Source organism: Parvularcula marina, from assembly GCF_003399445.1.
In the GTDB taxonomy this organism is placed as follows: domain Bacteria; phylum Pseudomonadota; class Alphaproteobacteria; order Caulobacterales; family Parvularculaceae; genus Parvularcula; species Parvularcula marina.
In genome coordinates this window covers 803,374-821,073 of the sequence record NZ_QUQO01000001.1, presented here as the reverse complement: position 1 = coordinate 821,073, position 17,700 = coordinate 803,374, and the positions used below count along the sequence as shown (strand labels likewise).

At 59.3% G+C, this 17,700-nt stretch carries 15 protein-coding genes; 5 read left to right on the top strand and 10 right to left on the bottom strand.

Translation table 11 applies throughout. The annotated features are described in order from the left end of the window. Positions 1-24 precede the first annotated feature (24 nt). On the top strand, positions 25-1,527 hold the full coding sequence (locus DX908_RS03760; RefSeq protein WP_116391110.1) for an SLC13 family permease: 1,503 nt from the start codon (positions 25-27) through the stop codon (positions 1,525-1,527). Then, the gene (locus DX908_RS03755; protein ID WP_116391109.1) at positions 1,524-2,198 is read left to right on the top strand and encodes a nitroreductase family protein; all 675 of its coding nucleotides are present in this window, start codon (positions 1,524-1,526) and stop codon (positions 2,196-2,198) included. Before DX908_RS03760 ends, DX908_RS03755 begins: the two co-directional genes overlap by 4 nt. Positions 2,199-2,268: 70 nt before the next feature. On the opposite strand, the gene DX908_RS03750 is transcribed toward DX908_RS03755, so the two are convergent. Continuing rightward, positions 2,269-3,903 carry a hypothetical protein gene (locus DX908_RS03750; RefSeq protein ID WP_158548460.1) on the bottom strand — a complete coding sequence of 545 codons (1,635 nt, stop codon included), beginning with the start codon at positions 3,901-3,903 and terminating at the stop codon, positions 2,269-2,271. Between the two features lie 112 nt (positions 3,904-4,015). Here DX908_RS03750 and DX908_RS03745 point away from each other — a divergent pair, with 112 nt between their 5' ends. Next, a complete protein-coding gene (locus DX908_RS03745) occupies positions 4,016-4,609 on the top strand; it encodes a hypothetical protein (protein WP_116391107.1) in 594 nt (197 codons plus the stop codon). Between the two features lie 49 nt (positions 4,610-4,658). Here the strand turns inward: DX908_RS03745 and DX908_RS03740 are convergent, their stop codons facing one another. Continuing rightward, positions 4,659-5,234, bottom strand: a complete 576-nt coding sequence (locus tag DX908_RS03740; RefSeq protein ID WP_116391106.1) for a rhomboid family intramembrane serine protease — start codon at positions 5,232-5,234, stop codon at positions 4,659-4,661. Between the two features lie 7 nt (positions 5,235-5,241). Further along, the gene (gene ychF, locus DX908_RS03735; protein ID WP_116391105.1) at positions 5,242-6,339 is read right to left on the bottom strand and encodes a redox-regulated ATPase YchF; all 1,098 of its coding nucleotides are present in this window, start codon (positions 6,337-6,339) and stop codon (positions 5,242-5,244) included. Between the two features lie 128 nt (positions 6,340-6,467). Here ychF and DX908_RS03730 point away from each other — a divergent pair, with 128 nt between their 5' ends. After that, positions 6,468-7,556 carry an alpha/beta hydrolase gene (locus tag DX908_RS03730; protein WP_116391104.1) on the top strand — a complete coding sequence of 363 codons (1,089 nt, stop codon included), beginning with the start codon at positions 6,468-6,470 and terminating at the stop codon, positions 7,554-7,556. A gap of 11 nt (positions 7,557-7,567) precedes the next feature. Here DX908_RS03730 and pth read toward each other — a convergent pair whose 3' ends face one another. From pth to DX908_RS03710, 5 genes are all read right to left on the bottom strand, one after another. Then, on the bottom strand, positions 7,568-8,272 hold the full coding sequence (gene pth / locus DX908_RS03725) for an aminoacyl-tRNA hydrolase (protein ID WP_116391103.1): 705 nt from the start codon (positions 8,270-8,272) through the stop codon (positions 7,568-7,570). A 57-nt stretch (positions 8,273-8,329) separates the two neighbouring features. Further along, on the bottom strand, positions 8,330-10,933 hold the full coding sequence (locus tag DX908_RS03720) for a cation:proton antiporter (protein WP_116391102.1): 2,604 nt from the start codon (positions 10,931-10,933) through the stop codon (positions 8,330-8,332). Between the two features lie 166 nt (positions 10,934-11,099). After that, positions 11,100-11,765 carry a 50S ribosomal protein L25/general stress protein Ctc gene (locus DX908_RS03715; RefSeq protein ID WP_116391101.1) on the bottom strand — a complete coding sequence of 222 codons (666 nt, stop codon included), beginning with the start codon at positions 11,763-11,765 and terminating at the stop codon, positions 11,100-11,102. Positions 11,766-12,021: 256 nt separating this feature from the next. Further along, positions 12,022-12,231, bottom strand: coding sequence for a hypothetical protein (locus DX908_RS16230; protein ID WP_158548459.1), 210 nt, complete (start codon positions 12,229-12,231; stop codon positions 12,022-12,024). A gap of 156 nt (positions 12,232-12,387) precedes the next feature. After that, positions 12,388-13,488 (bottom strand): hypothetical protein, encoded by a 1,101-nt coding sequence (locus DX908_RS03710; protein ID WP_116391100.1) that lies wholly within the window; start codon positions 13,486-13,488, stop codon positions 12,388-12,390. A 238-nt stretch (positions 13,489-13,726) separates the two neighbouring features. On the opposite strand from DX908_RS03710, the gene DX908_RS03705 reads away from it, so the two are divergent. Further along, a complete protein-coding gene (locus DX908_RS03705; RefSeq protein WP_158548458.1) occupies positions 13,727-16,237 on the top strand; it encodes a vWA domain-containing protein in 2,511 nt (836 codons plus the stop codon). Between the two features lie 335 nt (positions 16,238-16,572). Here DX908_RS03705 and DX908_RS03700 read toward each other — a convergent pair whose 3' ends face one another. Both DX908_RS03700 and DX908_RS03695 read right to left on the bottom strand, forming a co-directional pair. After that, entirely contained in the window at positions 16,573-17,073 is a 501-nt protein-coding gene (locus DX908_RS03700) for a demethoxyubiquinone hydroxylase family protein (RefSeq protein ID WP_116392973.1), read from the bottom strand. Positions 17,074-17,132: 59 nt separating this feature from the next. Continuing rightward, on the bottom strand, positions 17,133-17,693 hold the full coding sequence (locus DX908_RS03695) for a disulfide bond formation protein B (RefSeq protein ID WP_116391098.1): 561 nt from the start codon (positions 17,691-17,693) through the stop codon (positions 17,133-17,135). Positions 17,694-17,700: the final 7 nt, after the last annotated feature.

Below are 17,700 nucleotides of genomic sequence, written 5' to 3'. Positions count from 1 at the left end.
GGTTTCGGGTGAGGGGCATGAGGCATGTCGGAAACGCAGATTGATGTGCGCACATTGCGGCAGCGGATCGGCATCGTCTTGGGACCGGTGCTGGCGCTGGCGATCCTGATCATCGGCCCGCCGGACAGCCTTGCCGCGATTGATGGCGTGGGCAGTGCCTGGGCGGCGTGGACTGTGCTGTCGCTCCTCAGCCTCATGGCCGTCTGGTGGGTGACCGAGGCCATTCCGATTCCTGTCACCTCGCTCCTGCCCATGGTGGTGCTGCCGGTCGCGGGCGTCCTGTCGATCCGAGATGCCGCTGTGCAGTATATGCACCCGGTTGTCGTCCTTCTGATGGGCGGTTTCATCGTCGCCAAAGCGATTGAGAAATGGCGCCTTCATGAGCGGATCGCGCTCAACATTGTCTTGCGGGCAGGGGACCACCCGAACAGGCTTGTCGCCGGGTTCATGCTGGCCGCCGCGGTACTGTCGATGTGGATCTCGAACACCGCGACCTCGATAATGATGATGCCGATTGCGCTCTCGGTCGCACGCGAGATGCTGGGTGAGGGACGCGAGAATGCGCCGCTGACCTGGGCGCTTCTGCTCGGCATCGCCTGGTCCTGCTCCATCGGGGGCTTGGGCACGCCCATCGGCACCCCGACCAATCTGATAGTGATTTCCTATCTCAACCAGAATGCCGGTTTTTCGATCGGTTTCCTGCAATGGATGATGGTCGGTATTCCGGTCGTCCTGCTGATGGTGCCGGCGGCGTGGTTCGTCCTCACGCGCTGGGCCTTCCGGCTTCGCTCCGGCGGAGGTGCGGCCGCGCGGGAGGTGATCGAGGAGCACCTTGCGGCGCTGGGCAAGATGACGACGCCGGAGAAACGTGTCCTCGGTATGTTTGCGGTCATTGCCGGTTTGTGGATTTTCCGCCGTCCGCTCAGTGAGCTGACGATTGGCAGCGTGTCGCTCTCAGGTTTGTCCGATGCCGGGATTGCCATTTTCGGGGTCATCCTCGCCTTTCTCATTCCTGCCGGGGGCGAAGGGAATAAGGGAAGGGCGCTACTCGACTGGCCCACGGCGGAGCGGATCCCCTGGGGCGTTATCCTCCTTTTTGGGGGCGGGCTGTCGCTCGCCTCGGCGATCTCCGCAACGGGGCTGGGCTTGTGGATCGGCTCGGCCATGTCGGGGCTCGCAAGCCTTCACATCCTCCTCGTCATGGCGATCCTCACGGCGTTCGTGATTTTCGCGACCGAGGTGACCAGCAATGTCGCGACCGCCTCGGCGCTGATGCCGGTGATCGGCGCGATTGCGCTCACCACGGGGCTGGAGATTGAGCTGCTCGCTGCGCCCCTTGCCATGGCGGCGTCTTGTGCCTTTATGCTGCCGCTCGCGACGGGCCCCAATGCGGTAGCTTACGCAACAGGGCAGCTCACCATCCCGACCATGGCGGCGGCGGGCTTCCGGCTCAACCTGCTCGGCATTGTGCTGATCACGCTTGCCGTCTACTTCATTGCGCCAACAGTTCTTGGGAGTGGATCATGACGGAAGAGCAGCATTTTCCGCTGACGGATTACACGGAGTATCCGCCCGAGGAGATGGCCGCGCGGGCGGGGGACTTCCTTGCCCGGATGAAGCGGCGTCACACGATCCGCGACTTCTCGGACCGGCAAGTTGATCGCTCCCTCATCGAAATCGCGATTGCCGCAGCCGCGACCGCGCCCTCAGGCGCCAACCACCAGCCCTGGCATTTCGTCGCCATCGGCAGTGCCGAGACGAAAAAGAAAATCCGTGAGGCGGCAGAAGCCGAGGAGCGGGAATTCTATGCGGGCCGCGCGGGCGAGGAATGGCTCGATGCGCTCGAGCCGCTCGGCACCGATGCGCACAAACCCTTTCTTGAGACAGCGCCCTGGCTGATTGCGATTTTCGCGCAGAAGCGCGGCGGCGTGGCGGCGGGCGATGACCGCAAGAACTACTATGTCACCGAAAGCGTCGGGATTGCGACGGGGTTCCTGATTGCGGCTCTCCATGATGCGGGGCTCGCAACCCTGACCCACACCCCGGCGCCGATGGGGTTCCTGACCGAGATCTGCGGTCGTCCGAAGACGGAGAAACCCTTCCTCCTTCTCGTCACCGGATATCCGGCGGAAGGCGCGACCATCCCCGCCCATGCGCTGAAGAAAAAGCCGCTGAGCGACATTCTGACGGTGGTGTGAGGGGGCGCTGCACAATTGATCTATTTCAGTTTGTCGCACAGCTGGAGGTCTCTGAAGGCTATTTCGCGCATTAGCTAAACTGATGGCGGAGTTCTTGCTGGTCTATTTTTATTCTCGTCATCAGGCGGATGAATTCTTCATCTTCCCGAAGCAACGCTAAGCTCGGGTCTATTTCAGTCATAAACGTCCAGTTCCTGAATCCGCGATCCGCCGCGAGTGACAGCCATTCGAGCGCAGCATCTTTGTTTCCGCTCAACCCGTGGGCCTGCGCCATCAGTCGGGGGAACATATCAACGGTCGTCGCCTTCATTGCCATGTCGATACGGGGCGCTGATCGGATCTCTTCAGATCGGACGCCACTGGCGAAAGCATGTAGCAGGCGATCTATCGGTGTTGTGTCGAAACTTGCCGCGACCTCGTTGACCTTCTTCAGGACGGCTTGTTTTTCTCCTGAGATAGACATGGCCATGACGTGAAAGAGATGAGCCATTTTGTTCGAGGGGTCGAGGTTGCACATATAGGCATATGACTCGACCGCGGCGTCGAAACGTCCGGCGAAAAGCTCCTTGCACGCAGCGAGGCTATGGTTGAGGGGCGTCAGCGGATCAATAGCGATCAGCTGATCCACAATCGGATGGGCAAGATCGTCAAGGCCAGACAGGAGATAGCTGTAGGAAAGCAGGGCCAGCGTGTCTGGGTCATCCGCATCCGCTATATAAGCCGCCCGGAGGGAATGCATCGCCGCTGGTATGTCGCCGCGTTGATAGGCGATCCAGCCCGCCAATTGATGGGTCGCGGGCTCATCAGGTACGCTCCTTCTCAGCAATGTCAGGCATTCCTCTGCTGCGTCCAGAGGCTGGTTGCTCATATTCGAACCGATCTCACGGAGGAACAGGTGACATCGCCCGAGGGCGGAGACGAGGGCCGGGTCGTCGCCATAGCGCTCAATGCTGGCCTCCAGCAGCCCGGCGGCATTTCGGATCGCAGCGGGCGTCCAGCGAAGTGACTCTATCCGAGCACGAACCAATGCTTCCCAGATGTTCCGGTCGCGGCTGCGCTGAACGGTTTGCGGGTCACCGGTCACATTCGACATGCTGTGGCTGAGGGTTTTTGAAATGGCATCGACCAGTTCGGCCTGGGCGTCGAAGATACCGTCCAGATCGCATGTGGTCGTTTGGGACCAGGAGGATTGATCAGTTCGGCAATTGATCATCTGCACCGAGATTTTGAGGTTCTCTCCGGTCTGACGGATCGACCCCTCAATCAGGATATCGGCATTCACGAGCTTTCTGATCTCGGCTGTGGAGAGCGATCGCGCGGACAAAGCGTGCGATGAGGTGCGGGAGATGACCCGCAATCCGTCCAGCCTCGAGAGGCCGGAGATCAACTCGTCGGTAAATCCCACGGCAAGAAAATCTTGCGCGGCATTCGTGCCGAGAAATTGTAATGGCATGACGATCAGCGATGTCGTCTCAGCCCTGTCGTCCCTGAGCGGCTGGGCATTGCTCACCTCGCTCCGGGATTTCTGCCAAGCTGCGAGGTCGCTTTCCATCGCGAACACGCTGCCCTGTGACCGGTGCATATGCCGTTGCACCGGGAGACCTTCCTCCGCCTCCCAGCGCCGGACTGTCCGCTCACTCTTGCCGAAGTAACGCGCAATCGACTTCCAGGAAGTTAGGCGGGTGTCTCCGCTCGTCATCGTCATCCCTATGGCCAAAGCCGGTCAAAGCCGGACATGGCCTGCTCCGTTCGTTGCGGCCTCATGTGTCTTACTGCCAATCATCGGTAATCAAAACCTAGCATACGGAGTTTTCCTGATGTCCAATAATAATCCGTTGGCCCTTATGGCCACAACTCTTCTGGCTTGTGCGATGACGGTTGCCTGCAGTGTTTCCACGGCCAGTGCTGGCCCCGGAATTGCGAAACGCGGGATCGAGCAGGTTTCTGTCTCTGGTAACGGTGTGCATCGCTTCAGTGAAAGCATCGAACATTCCACGACGGTGACCGAAACTGGTATTACTATCCTCAGTACCGAAGTCATCGACCTTTTCGGAGACCTGAACGGGCAGATCCTTTACCACCCCGTGACAGAGATCGATTTCGGCAATCAGGTTCTTGTGAATACGGGGCACCAGGTCTTTTCCGGGACGGTTGCAGGATCGGCGCCGGTTCTGATCTATGACGATAAATTTCGCTTCGACGTCGATCTCGCAAAAGGGCAGGTGCGCGGTGAGGTCTATCTTGATCGTTCTCTGGCAGGGCCTCGGATGTTCTGTGAGCTGAAGGTGGAGGGCCCCGTCGCGCCTCCCGGCCAGAACTCCGAATTCACCTATGAGGGAACTTGCTGGGGCCTTGGGTTGAAGAAGGACGGCGGCATTTCAAGCCCCGCCGGAAACCTGCCGAAGAACTGATAGGATAGTCAGCCTTTGGGGAGAGAGCATGGCGCTGGGGCGATGAGTTTCACCCCAGCGCCATCAGGAGGGCGATGACGGCGCCTGTGACGGCGCCGCCCAGATGCGCTTCATGGCCGATGCGGCCAGGGCCTCCCATGGCGAGCGCCGAATAGGCGACATAGCCGATCCCGACGACCAGCGCGGGCAGGGGGACGACGAAAAAGAGATAGATATCCGTCATCGGCCGGACGACGCAAAAGGCAAGGACGATGCCTGACAGCGCCCCAGACATGCCGAGCGCGCGATAGCTCATATCCGTCCGCTTACGGTAATAGGTGAAGGCCATCGCCCCGAGCTGTGAGCCCATCGCGATGATGAAGAACCGCTCCGTACCGAAGAGATACTCGACCGCCGGGGCAAAGAAATAAAAGGTCAGCCCATTGATGATCAGATGGCCAAGATCGGCATGAAGGAAAGCCGAGGTCACAAACCGCCACCATTGCCCGCCCTTGCGGATCGCGCCCATATCGAAGAGGCCCGTCATCACAAAGCTCTGGTCGGCCATCAGCCCGTAAAGGCTGGCCCCCAGCATCATGACCAGCAGCGCATAGGCGAGTGGTGCGTCGGCGAACTCTATCCCCATTAGGCGATTATCCCCCGGTGCGGAAGTGCATCACATCGCCGTCCTGCACGACATATTCCTTGCCTTCGACGCGCTGCTTACCGGCTTCTTTCGCGCCGACCTCGCCATTGAAGGTAACATAGTCGTCAAAGGAGATGGTCTCGGCCCGGATGAATTTCTTCTCGAAATCGGTGTGGATGACACCGGCAGCTTCGGGCGCTTTGTCTCCCTTGTGGATGGTCCAGGCGCGGGCCTCTTTCGGCCCGGCGGTGAAATAGGTCTGAAGCCCGAGCAGCTCATGGCCCGTCCGGATGAGGCGGTTCAGACCCGGCTCTTCAAGGCCCAGCTCGGCGAGGAATTCGGCAGCCTCGTCATCATCGAGGGTGGCGACCTCCGATTCGATACGGGCACTGATGACGACAAAGGCGGCATGTTCCTTCTCGGCGCAGGCCTTCACCCGTTCAGAGAAATCATTGCCCGTCGCGGCGGAGCCTTCATCGACATTGGCGACGAACAGGACCGGCTTTTGCGTGAGGAGCTGGAGGCCCTTCCAAGCTTTCTCATGTCCCTGCGGTACATCGGCGGCGCGGGCAGGGCGCCCCTCGCGCAGCTCGGCGAGCGCCAGATCCACCAGCGGCAGGAGTTCCTTTGCTGCCTTGTCCTGACCGGTCGCTTTCTTGGCGAGGTTGTCGCGGCGCTTCTCAAGGCTTTCAAGGTCGGCGAGCATCAGCTCGGTCTCGACCGTTTCGAAATCCGCCACCGGATCGACCCGGCCCTCGACATGGGTGATGTCGCCATCTTCAAAACAGCGCAGCACGTAAACGACGACATCGACCTCGCGGATATTGGCGAGGAACTGGTTGCCGAGGCCCTCGCCCTTGGAGGCGCCTTTGACGAGGCCCGCAATGTCGACGAACTGGATGCGCGAGGGGATGATCTCGGCGGAGCCTGCGATCTCGGCCAGCTTCTTCAGCCGCGGCTCGGGGATCGCGACATCGCCGACATTCGGCTCGATCGTGCAGAATGGATAGTTCTCGGCCTGCGCCGCCGCCGTCTTGGTCAGCGCGTTGAAAAGAGTTGACTTGCCTACATTGGGCAGGCCGACAATGCCGCATTTGAAACCCATAATCGGTCTTTCCTGGCGAGCGTCAGGCGGGGCTCGCCGTATATCTTGAGATGAATCGAATTCGGGGGGCTTTAGCGGGCACGAGGACGGGATCAAAGGGGTAAGTTCGGACAAAAGGAGAAGCCGACATGAGAGAGTTTCAGGGGATGAATATAAGGCGCGGGGCCGCTGCGCTGCTGGCGGGCGCGGCGATGCTGGCCGGCGTGAGCGCGATGGCGGAGCCCGCGGCGATGGCGCCGGTCGTGATCGGGGAGAGCATGACCCTGCCCGAGGCGGACGGCTACCCTGCGCGCGTGATCTCGGTCCATCTGCCGCCGAGCTATGCCGAGGGCGAGGAGGCCTATCCGGTCGTCTATATGCTCGATGGCGGGCCGGAACAGGATTTCCCGCATATTGCCGGGATCGCGCAGTCCAACGACATCAATTACACGATGTCGCCCTTCATCCTGGTCGGGGTGCAAAGCATCAACCGGCGGCATGAGCTGTCGCCCGTCGCCTCCGATCCTGATACGTATGAGGAATATTTTGGCGCCCGCCCGGGCGGCTCGGCAGAGTTTCGCCGGGAGCTCGAAGAGCGGATCAAGCCGTGGGTCGAGGAGACCTACCGCACATCCGGTCATGATGTTCTGATCGGCGAGTCACTTGCGGCGCTTTTCATCATTGAGACGGTGATGAAGACGCCGGATCTCTTCGATGACTATGCGGCGATCTCGCCCTCCCTGTGGTGGGATGAGGCGCGGCTCGGTCATGAGGCGAGGGCGGTATTCGCCGATTATCCCGCAGGCGAACGGCGGCTTTATCTCACCATGGGCAATGAGGGCTATCTGATGCAGGAGGGGCTCGACATGGTGATCGCGGCGCTGGAGGCCGAGGCACCGGCGGGGCTTCACTGGTCCTATACGGATCGGCGGAATACGGAGCATCACGGCTCGATCTATCATCCGGCGGCGCTTGATGCGCTCCGCGCATTCTTCACCGTGCCGGGGCGGACGGGCTCGCCCCTGCCTGCGCTTTATAAGGATGGTGTGGTGCCGGAAATGACAGCGGAGGCGCGGGCTTCGCTTGATGAGCCTTGCGATGCTGAACATGCCGAAGAGGTGAGTTTCGCAAAGGTCAATGCGGATCCTGACTTCTGGCAGGCCCGCTGTATCCTGACGAAACCCGGGCCTGAACCTGACAAGGGCAAGCTGCCATACGGCCTGCCTGCCGGGGAGTAGTGTAGCGACACTCAGTCCTTCTTCAGGGCCTTGAGGATGTCGAATGGAGAGCTTTTCTTCTGCGCCGGCTCTTTAGTGGCCAGTGCAGAAGAAGGGGCGGGGGCGTCCTTTTTATCGGCAGGCTTCTTCTCAGTTGCGGCCGCACCCGGTTGGGCGATGCCGGACATGAACCGCCCGGCGCCGGTGTCATCAAGCGAGAGAAGCGCGGGGATGGCGCTGCCCATCCGGTCGATCACCTCGTCATAATAGGCTTCGTGTTCGGCCTTGGAGAAATCCCCCAGCACCCAGTTGGTGACGGCTTCCTTGCGACCGGGATGGCCAATACCGATCCGTACCCGCCAGAAATCAGGGCCCATATGGGCGTTGATTGATTTGAGGCCGTTATTCCCGGCGAGCCCGCCGCCCTTCTTGACCCGCACCTTGCCGGGCGCGAGGTCGATCTCGTCATGGAAGACGACAATGTCATCGACCGGGATCTTGTAGAATTTGGCTGCCGCGCCGACGGCATTGCCCGCCTCATTGTAAAAGGTGCCCGGGCGCAGAGTGATGACCTTTTGCCCCTTGATTGTCCCTTCACGGAGGAACCCCTGGAATTTCTTGCGCTCAGGGGAGAAGCCATGCGCGTCGGCAATCGCCTCCACCGCGTGAAACCCCGCATTGTGACGGTTGCGGGCATATTTGCTGCCCGGATTGCCAAGGCCGACAAGAAGAATCATGGGCGGGGGATAGCCAAATCGTCCGGGGCTTGAAAGCCCTGTTGCGCCTGTCGTCGCTCAGGCGTTCTGGGCCTGACGGCGGGCCGCTTCGCTGCGGATGCGTTCGCCCAGCGACGGATTGCGTTCAATCAGACGCTGGAAGTCTTTCTTTGAGAGCTTCAGAAGTGTCGAGAAGCCTTCCGAATAGACATCCGCAACGCGCGGCGCGTCATTGATCAGGGCCAGCTCACCGATGAAGTCACCAGTGCCCAGCTCGACGATGGTGCCGTCCGGCAGGTCAATTTCGACGACGCCATCAGCGATGAAATACATTGCATCGCCGGGATCGCCCGCGGCCATGATCTGTTCACCGGGCAGGACAAAGACGGTCGAGAGCTGTTTGGCGATCTTGCGGCGCTCTGAGGCGGTCGTGCCTTCGAACAGGGGCACATTGCCAATCAACTCCAGCGGATCATATTTGATGACCAGCTTGGGCAGTTTGGACAGCCCCGCGCGGCCGCCAAGAGAGGCGAGGAGGGCGCCATGAACTTCCTGGCCGATCATGCCGTTGTCTTTGAGGCGGTCATAGGCCTGCACCTCAAGGCGCTGGCCGGTCCGCGCAACATTACGGCGGTCAATGGCGGCAGCGAATTCAGGATATTGCAGCCACAGCGCCTTATGCGCGCGTTCGATCAGCTCGACGCGGTAATCATACAGCTCACGGAACTTCTCGCTGGCACTAGGGGGCAGGAGGGCCGCGATCTCGCCGAGGCCCTCATTGGCCTGCCGGTTGAGAGCTGAGCGGGCCGCCGACATCACGCCGAAGCGCAGAGAGATGGCATCGGCGAGCAGGCTGACAAGGCCGGTCCGGCGCTGCACGGCAATGGCGCGTTTGAGGTTCGAAGAATGCTGCGAGAACCGCCCCAACGCCTCGCGCAGGCCCTCTACATCATTGTCATCATTGATCGTCGCACTACGGACGGCTTCGATCGACTCCTCGATCCGGGCGAGAAGCTCGCGTAGCCGCGCACCGGAGACCGCGCCATCGCCATAGGCTTCGAGATAGAATTGCCGTTCCTGCCCGAGGGCGAGGTTGAGGCCAGCCTGCACCCACTCGGCGGTCGAGGTCTGAGCCCCGATGCCGGCGCTGCTGGCATTCCCGTCGGCGGGCTCATATTGCGCGAGGATGTCTTCGAACGTCGCGGGCTCTGAGCCTTGCGCTGCGACGACATGTTCCAGCTCATCACGCACACTGGCCTTGGCCCAGACGAGAGAGCGGTCACGCAAGGTTTCATCGAATGCGGACAACTTGCCGAGGCCGAGGATCTTCATCAGGGTCGAAATAGTTGTCGCTTGCAGGATTAGGGTCGCGAAGACGAAGACCGTGACGAGAACGGCGACGAAATGCGCCGTGTCATAATCAATGCCCGGATAGTCGAGGACGACGAGGGCGAGGGCGAGCGAGACAGCGCCGCGAAGCCCGCCCCAGACCATGATCGCCTGGAAGGCACGGCTGACCGGCGCCACCAGCTTGAACCGCACGAGCAGCGGTATGAAGCCAAAGATGATGATTGCCCGGGCAATGGTCGCGACGACAAAGAGCAGGACGGCGTCATCGAAATACTCACCGAAGCTCTCGCCCAGCATGCTGGGCACGCCGATGCCGACGAGAATGAAGATCAGCGCCGTCGCCCAGAAGGCGATCTGGTGCCAGCTATGCTCGATCTCGGCAAAGATCTGCGGCGGGATGATCTTGCGGCCATGGCTGCCCATGGCGAGCCCGCCGACGACGGCGGCCATGACGCCAGAGACATGCAGGAAATGCTCGGCAATGACGAAGGCCACGAAGGGCAGGACCAGCGACAGCGAAACGACCGAGATCGCATGGTTTCGGAACGGCTCCATGATGGCGATCATCAGCCGCGCGATGACCATACCGACCAGAATGCCGCCGCCAAAGACGATGAAGAAATCCATGGTCGCGGCGGTGAGGCTGGGCTCGGCGCTGGCGGTCAGAAGGCCAAGGAAGATGGTCGCAACCACGATGGCGGTCGCGTCATTGAAAAGGCTCTCGCCCTCAACAAGGATGGTCAGCCTTTTGGGCGCTCCCAGATCCTTGAAAAGCGCGATGACCGCGACAGGGTCCGTCGCCGAGACGATGGCGCCGACCAGAAGACAGGTGACAATTGCGGCGCCGGAGAATTGCTGAAGCGAGAAGCCTGCAATCGTCGCCGAGATCAGGACGCCGAAAACGGCAAGGAAAAGGATCGCGCCCAGCTCCTTACGCAACTTGCGCAGATCGAGGCTGAGCGAGCTCTCGAAAACAAGAGCGGGCAGGAAGATGAAGAGTATGACGTCCGCAGTGACGTTCAGGCTGGTTAGAGAGAGCAGGGCCTGTTGCCAGATCGGCCCGCCGTGATGGCCGCCGCTTTCCTCGTGGCCACCTGCGGCGACAGGCTCATGCCCGTCTCCCACCAGATTGGGATCGAGTGCACCGGGTTCCACGGCGCTGCCGTGACCGGCCTCCAAACCTAAAGAGGAAATGATCCAGGCGATCCCGACACCGACGAGTGCGAGCAGCACCGTATGCGGCAGCCGCAGCGTCTTGGCGACGGGTTGCAGGAGCACTGCCAGTGCGAGAAGCACGGACAGCCCGAAGACTATGGCCCAAATCTCGTTCATTTATGCCCGTCTTTCGACAGGAACCCCACGTTCCCCACGAGTTCAATGCCTAGCACACTGCAATTCCCGTGACGACCGCCTAAGCGGGGTTTTCAGGGGACAGTCGGGCACAAAAAAAGCGGCCGGAAGGGCCGCTTTTCTTAGGATTTTTACCGAAAACAGAGGCTTATTCTTCGCCTTCGTCGTCATCACTTTTCTCGTTGATGACCTCGGTTTCGGGGGTTTCTTCTTCACCCTCTTCGGATTCGCTGGAGCGCATGGCCGACGGCGCGGCAATGGTTGCAACAGTGAAGTCACGGTCGGTGATGGTCAGCTCAACGCCCTTGGGCAGGGTGACAGCCGAAATGTGGATCGTGTCGCCAACTTCCGAGCTGCTGAGGTCTGCTTCAAGCGCTTCGGGGATGGCGGTCGCCGAGGCAATGACCTCGACTTCGTGACGGACAATGTTGAGCACGCCGCCAGCCTTGAGGCCAGGGCAGGTTTCCTGGTTGAGGAAGTGCATCGGCACGTTAACGGTCACGCGCGTTTTCGCATCGACGCGCATCAGATCGACATGCATCGGCAGGTCTTTAACCGGGTCGACCTGAATGTCGCGACCGATCACCTGCTGCTCTTCGTTGGTGTCCTTCACGTTGATGATGGACAGAACGTCGATCAGGCGGTTGGTCTGATAGGCCTTGAGGACCTGATTGTAGCGCAGCTTGATATTCACCGGCTCTTTGTCGCCGCCATAAAGGACAGCAGGGACCCAGCCATCACGGCGCACAGCACGGCTACCGCCGGTGCCTGCCCGTTTGCGCAGTTCACAATCGAATTTAAAAGCGTCTGACATCGCCCTTCTCCTTTCATTCATCCCGCAAACCCTGTCTCCCGGCATGGGATGGGGGTCCTCGGAAGAAGGCGTGACGGGCCAAAGAGCGTAAGGCCGGTCACACCGGGTTTCCTGAAGGCGCGGCGGATAAGGGAAAAAGCGGGAAAGAGCAAGGGGAAAGCGCGCAAGGCGTCAATCTATCCCCAGAGAGGAAGGGACACAGGCGCGAATCAGCCTGTGGAAAACGGGCTGATGGTTAAGGAGGAGTTAAATACCCTCAGCCGGTGGTGCCGCCGCCGCCAATGCAGGTGCCACCACCGCGTAGGCAGGTTCCCCCACCTTGTATGCAGGTACCGCCGCCATGCACGCAGGTTCCGCCACCGACCGAGCAGCTAAATTGCTCTGAAACGGTTGCAGTCGTCAGCTGACGGATGAAGTGCGAAATAATGTCATTATAGAGATTTTTTTGAGCGTGTCCGTTGGTCATGTTCTTGCCGCGTGTTCTGTAGCTCAGAAACTTGATGCGTGAGCGCTTAAATGGTTTCTGCCAAGTGGTGCAACGAGTTTCTGCAATCCCTGAGTGATCATTTGTCGCAGCGTCGTCTTAAGCGTGTGTGGTTAAATATTTGTAAAGTATGGATTTTCATGCATTAAACTCCCTCTGAGGAATTCTTGTTGTCGTGTGCTGAAAGCTGGGTTTTCGCCGTTGAATGGCGAGCCGAGGTAACCGAGCAATCCTCTGTGGAGAGGAGAAAACAAAACGGAAACGCTCGCCAGCTTGGACTTGCTTATATGTCCCAACGACGATTGGTTTGTTGTACCGCAAAATTTTGCGTTTGAAGCCTTCCTTGGTCCAAAATCCATTACTGGTAGGATGGTCGAGTGAAAATGGGATTTCCAATCCGCTTTGTTCACCACCGCAGTCATGACGTACACTTATTGTCACATTTTCTGTAAAGCGGAGAAGGTCAAAAGAAAGTGGTACACTGATTTTTGACCAATGCCAGAACGAGCAGGTGTAATACACACTCTCGTCTGCATCGACCATTATGCGTCCGTTTGCTGAGCAATGATTATTGTCCTCAGTGTGCGATTTGACCGGAAGTTTCTCGGAAAGAGGTTCGGGAGCTGTTCTGGTGTCTGATGGCTTGGGGCGGCAAATTTCGAATTGGGTGATTTCCCCGCACAACCCGTCCGATGGGGCAATTCCGTCCGTCGTCAAATCTACGCTAATAATCTCGTCATATTGTTCATTCTTCAGAAGATTGCAGAAGACAGTATTGATTGTGATGGTAATCTTGAATGCATCCAGATCCGGATCGTAGGCCGATATGTAAATTTCTGCATGAGCCTCTTTATTGAATGCTGAATTTTCTCTCACGAGGTTCGTGAGGTGATCCTCAACTGCTACTGTTTTGTGTCTGCCAGCGAACAGCCAGCCAAGGCGTGCATGAAAATGCTCATTAGCCGGATTTATGGAAAATAACCAAGCTGCCGGTGCGCCTATAAGGATAAAGAATATCCAGTCTTGCCACCAAGATGCTAGGAACGATTTGAACGAGTCCCGCTCAAATTCGAACCCCCAGTTTTCTATCAGATCGACTGGACCTTCCGGATGTGTGTAGAGGTGATAACTGAATATGGCTCCGGCAATACCAGTAATTAGTGCTGCAACTAAAACATACAAAAGTGGCTTGGGGCGTTTTACACCCAACCGTTTCAATATGCTCAGTAGCAAGCGCAATCCCGTTCTCCCCCGTATGGCGCCACCCCGAGGCGTCAAGCGGGAATCATTAATTGCCCACAACTTAAGCGTCAACAAGGGCTGAATGACTTTCTTTTTGCGTGTGTGATTCTGCTTTGGATTTCAGTCCGTTCGGAGCTGTATTTTAAGTTCTGGCAAGCTGCTCACTAACGTGCAGGACTCGCACTTCCGCTCGGTTATGGTTAATAAGGCCGTCCAAATGGGAAGGGAGAGCCCAATGCGAGTTTTCATCGCCTTTATTTCCGTCATTCTGTCGGCCGTTCTGGCCATTGCCATGCCTGCCGCTGCGCAGGATACGAGCGAGGATCGGACAATCCTCATTCTTGATGGCTCGGGCTCTATGTGGGGCCAGATCGAAGGCGAGGCGAAGATCACTATCGCCAAGAGCGTGCTCGCAGAACTCCTTGCCGAGCTGCCAGAAGAACGCCAGCTGGGGCTGATGGCCTATGGCCACCGCCGCGAAGGCGACTGCACGGATATCGAACAGCTCGCCGAGATCGGGAGCGCGCACGAGGCAATCGCTGCGCAAGTCCAGAAGCTCAGCCCCAAGGGCAAGACGCCGATGGCGGAATCGATCCGTCAGGCAGCAGATATCCTCGAATATAAAGAGCGCAAGGCGACGGTCATCCTCGTCAGTGACGGGATTGAAACCTGCGATCCGGACCCATGCGGCGCTGCGGCTGAACTCGAGCAGAGCGGCTATGATTTCACCGTCAATGTCATCGGCTTTGACGTCACCGAAGAGAATGACCAGGCCCAGCTTAAATGTCTGGCTGAGAATACAGGCGGCACTTTCTATAGCGCCGCCGATGCGGGCGAGCTTGGGGAGGCGCTTGAAGAGGCGGTCGTCACGGAGCCCGAAGTGGTCACCGTCACCAAGGTACGCCTGCGCGCAACCGAACTTGAAGGAGGGCTTGTGATCGAGGAGGGGCTCAGCTGGTCCGTGACCGACGCCGACGGCAATGAGGTTTACTCATCCGAAGGCGAGGGCGTCGTCGATATCGAAATCGATCCGGGTACCTATGATGTTGTGGTCGAGCGTCCCTCTGATGGCCTCAAGGGCGAACAGAAAGGCGTCAAGATCGCCCAGAATACTGGCAAGACCGTGACGATTGCGCTGAATTTCGAGGTCACGGCGAGTGTCCGTGCCGAGCCCGCCGCAGAGGGCATGGCGGGGACCAATGTTCTGGTTCACTGGACTGGACCTGATCGTCGCGGCGATTACATCAACATTTCACAGAAAGGGGCGGATAATGGCCGCTACCTTTCTTATCGGTACGCGTCGCAAGGCAATCCGTCAGAGCTTCGCCTGCCGGTCGAACCGGGCGATTACGAAATCCGCTATACGCTCGGTCGTCCGATCCGGACGCTGGCCAGTATCGATTACAAGGTTCTGCCTGCAGAGGCGACGATCGAAGCGGTGAGCGAAGCGATCGCAGGCGAAGACGTCTCCGTCGCCTTTACGGGCCCAGAGGCAGGGTCCGGCGACTGGATCACCATCGCCAAACCTGACGCACCAGCCGGGAAATATCTCGGCTACGCCTATGTCAGCAAAGGCAGCCCGGTTTTGCTCCGTATGCCGCTGGAAGCAGGCGAGTATGAGCTGCGCTATATTCAGGGCGGTAAAAAGGTTTTGGCGCGCCAGCCGATCACGGTCGTGGTCGCTGAAGCGACGATCGAAGCCGTAAGCGAGGCAATCGCCGGTGAAGACGTATCTGTCGCCTTTACCGGCCCCGAGGCGGGATCCGGCGATTATATCACGGTGGCAGAACCTGATGCGCCCGCCGGGAAATATCTTGGCTATGCGTATGTGAGCAAAGGCAGCCCTGTGCTGCTCCGTATGCCGCTGGAAGCTGGCGAGTATGAGCTGCGCTATATTCAGGGCGGTAAAAAGGTTCTGGCGCGTCAGCCGATCACGGTCGGGCTCGCGGATGCCACACTCGTTGCGGCAAGTGAGGCGATATCGGGTGAGGATGTCTCCGTCACCTTCACCGGCCCCGAAGCGGGATCCGGTGATTACATCACCGTTGCGGAACCTGGCTCACCGGCCGGGAAATATCTCGGCTATGCTTATGTCAGCAAAGGCAGCCCGGTGTTGCTCCGTATGCCGCTAGATGCAGGCGAGTATGAGCTGCGCTATGTTCAGGGCGGTAAGAAAGTGATTGCGAGCCAGCCGATCACAGTCGTTGCTGCGACAGCAACGCTGACTGCCGTCGAAGAGGCAATCGCTGGTGAAAATGTGTCGATCACGTTCACTGGCCCCAAGGCGGGGTCTGGCGATTACATCACGATTGCAGAACCAGGTTCGCCCGCTCGAGATTATGTCGGCTATGCCTATGTCAGCAAAGGCAGTCCGCTTTTGCTCCGTATGCCGTTCGAAGAGGGCGATTATGAGCTGCGCTATCTGCAGGGGAACAAGAAAGTCCTGACAAGCCAGCCGATGAAGGTTTTGGCGGCAAGTGCGACAGTCACGCCACCGGAAAGGGCCGTCGCGGGTGAAGTCTCATCAGTGGTGTTTACCGGCCCGCAGCCAAGCCCCGGCAGCTATGTTGTCGTTGCGGAACCCGGTTCGCCTGTCAAAAAATATGTCGCTTATGGCAATATCACGAGTGGCAGTCCCACGAATATCCGTATGCCGAAAGATCCCGGCGAGTATGAGCTGCGCTACCTGCATGGCGGGGTGAAAATACTCGCCTCGGCACCGATGACCGTTTATCCGAAGGAATAGGGCCACGCGCTGGGTGGCATTGAACTCAGTTCCTTCCACCCGCTCATCCCCGCGCAGGCGGGGATCTGCCTTGAAGGTGCTGTACTCTCATACTCGTCGGAGTTTGGAGACAGGCCCAACTCTCGTCTCCCAAGACCAGATGCCCGCCTGCGCGGGCATGAGCGGATAGAGGGGCGCGAACTTTTCAAGAGAGACTTTCCTCCCCCTGTGGGGGAGGTGCCCGAAGGGCGGAGGGGGCAATCCGTCCCGGGATGATCAGGGGATGACGTGCCCCCATCCCCTCGCGATGCTCGGGACTTCCCCCACGGGGGAAGAAACCTCACCCGGACGAATCCTCAGATTTTTTCTGACAGGCGGATGGCGATGCGGCAGCCCGTGCCGATCAGGCCTTTGAGCACCGAATAGCCGAAGGCCTCTTCGGCGCCTTCCTCGATCGCGGTATCGTGATGCTCGATCTCTTCGGCGCGGAACTGGGTGATCGTCGCCTTGATCTCAGGCTCCTCATCGCCGAGTTCCTCGATCTGCTCCGCATAGTGCTTTTCGATCACGTCCTCGACAGCGCTGGTGCAGGCCATGGCGGCCTTCTCGCCGAGGAGGGCTGTGCCGGCGCCGAGCGCAAAGCCCGCCGCATTCCAGATCGGCGAGAAAAGTGTCGGACGGATATTCCGTTCGGTGAGCAGTTTGTCGAAGGTCTCAAGATGGTGCTGCTCACCATCCTCCATCTCTTCAAGAAGAGCAGAGAGCCGTTCCTTGCCGCGCAGTTTCTCAAACACCGCCCGCTGGCCGCGATAGATATTCACCGCGCCATATTCGCCCGCATGATCAACGCGCAGCATCTCTTCGAGGCGGCTGACGCGCGGGCCGGGGGCATCGGGGAATGATCTGGCGGTATCGCTCAACTGACGGCTCCTTCTTCTTCTACCTTGGCAGGCAAGACATCTTTCACAAGGCGCCACGCCGCCGCACCCGTAAAGGCGGCAAGGGCGAGCGAGATGAGGGCGTTATAGCCGGCCATGGAAATCCCCAGCATCCGCCAAGCGGCAACTTCGCAAGGGGGGCCAGCGAGCCCAGAGGATTGAAGCGAGTCGAGCGAGATATTGCCCGGATCGACGGTTGGTGTGCCGCCCGCACAGGCCATCGGCCCGTCCCAGAAATCCCATTCGACCCCGGCATGAAAGCCAGCCCGGATTGTCGACCAGAGGAAGACCGCGGTGAGCACCGCGAGTACCGCAGCAATGATCCGCTTGTCGGATACGAAAAAGCTCGCGCCGGTGCCAAGAAAGGCAATCGTGAGCGCGGTCCAGTGGATCTCACGTTGCTCAAGGCAAAGAAGACAGGGTTCAAGCCCGCCGAAATTCTCAAAGGCATGCGCACCGCCGAGCAGGGCGGCGCTCACCCCGCCCGCGATCATGAACGCCCAGCGCGGCGTGAAATAACTTTCTAGCTTTGAAAGCATGTGACCC

Coding starts and splice junctions, on each gene's coding strand:
- DX908_RS03760 (WP_116391110.1), top strand. CDS start 25: ATGTCGGAAACGCAGATTGATGTGCGCACATTGCGGCAGCGGATCGGC.
- DX908_RS03755 (WP_116391109.1), top strand. CDS start 1,524: ATGACGGAAGAGCAGCATTTTCCGCTGACGGATTACACGGAGTATCCG.
- DX908_RS03750 (WP_158548460.1), bottom strand. CDS start 3,903: ATGACGATGACGAGCGGAGACACCCGCCTAACTTCCTGGAAGTCGATT.
- DX908_RS03745 (WP_116391107.1), top strand. CDS start 4,016: ATGTCCAATAATAATCCGTTGGCCCTTATGGCCACAACTCTTCTGGCT.
- DX908_RS03740 (WP_116391106.1), bottom strand. CDS start 5,234: ATGGGGATAGAGTTCGCCGACGCACCACTCGCCTATGCGCTGCTGGTC.
- ychF (WP_116391105.1), bottom strand. CDS start 6,339: ATGGGTTTCAAATGCGGCATTGTCGGCCTGCCCAATGTAGGCAAGTCA.
- DX908_RS03730 (WP_116391104.1), top strand. CDS start 6,468: ATGAGAGAGTTTCAGGGGATGAATATAAGGCGCGGGGCCGCTGCGCTG.
- pth (WP_116391103.1), bottom strand. CDS start 8,272: ATGATTCTTCTTGTCGGCCTTGGCAATCCGGGCAGCAAATATGCCCGC.
- DX908_RS03720 (WP_116391102.1), bottom strand. CDS start 10,933: ATGAACGAGATTTGGGCCATAGTCTTCGGGCTGTCCGTGCTTCTCGCA.
- DX908_RS03715 (WP_116391101.1), bottom strand. CDS start 11,765: ATGTCAGACGCTTTTAAATTCGATTGTGAACTGCGCAAACGGGCAGGC.
- DX908_RS16230 (WP_158548459.1), bottom strand. CDS start 12,231: ATGACCAACGGACACGCTCAAAAAAATCTCTATAATGACATTATTTCG.
- DX908_RS03705 (WP_158548458.1), top strand. CDS start 13,727: ATGCGAGTTTTCATCGCCTTTATTTCCGTCATTCTGTCGGCCGTTCTG.
- DX908_RS03700 (WP_116392973.1), bottom strand. CDS start 17,073: ATGCTGCGCGTTGATCATGCGGGCGAATATGGCGCGGTGAATATCTAT.
- DX908_RS03695 (WP_116391098.1), bottom strand. CDS start 17,693: ATGCTTTCAAAGCTAGAAAGTTATTTCACGCCGCGCTGGGCGTTCATG.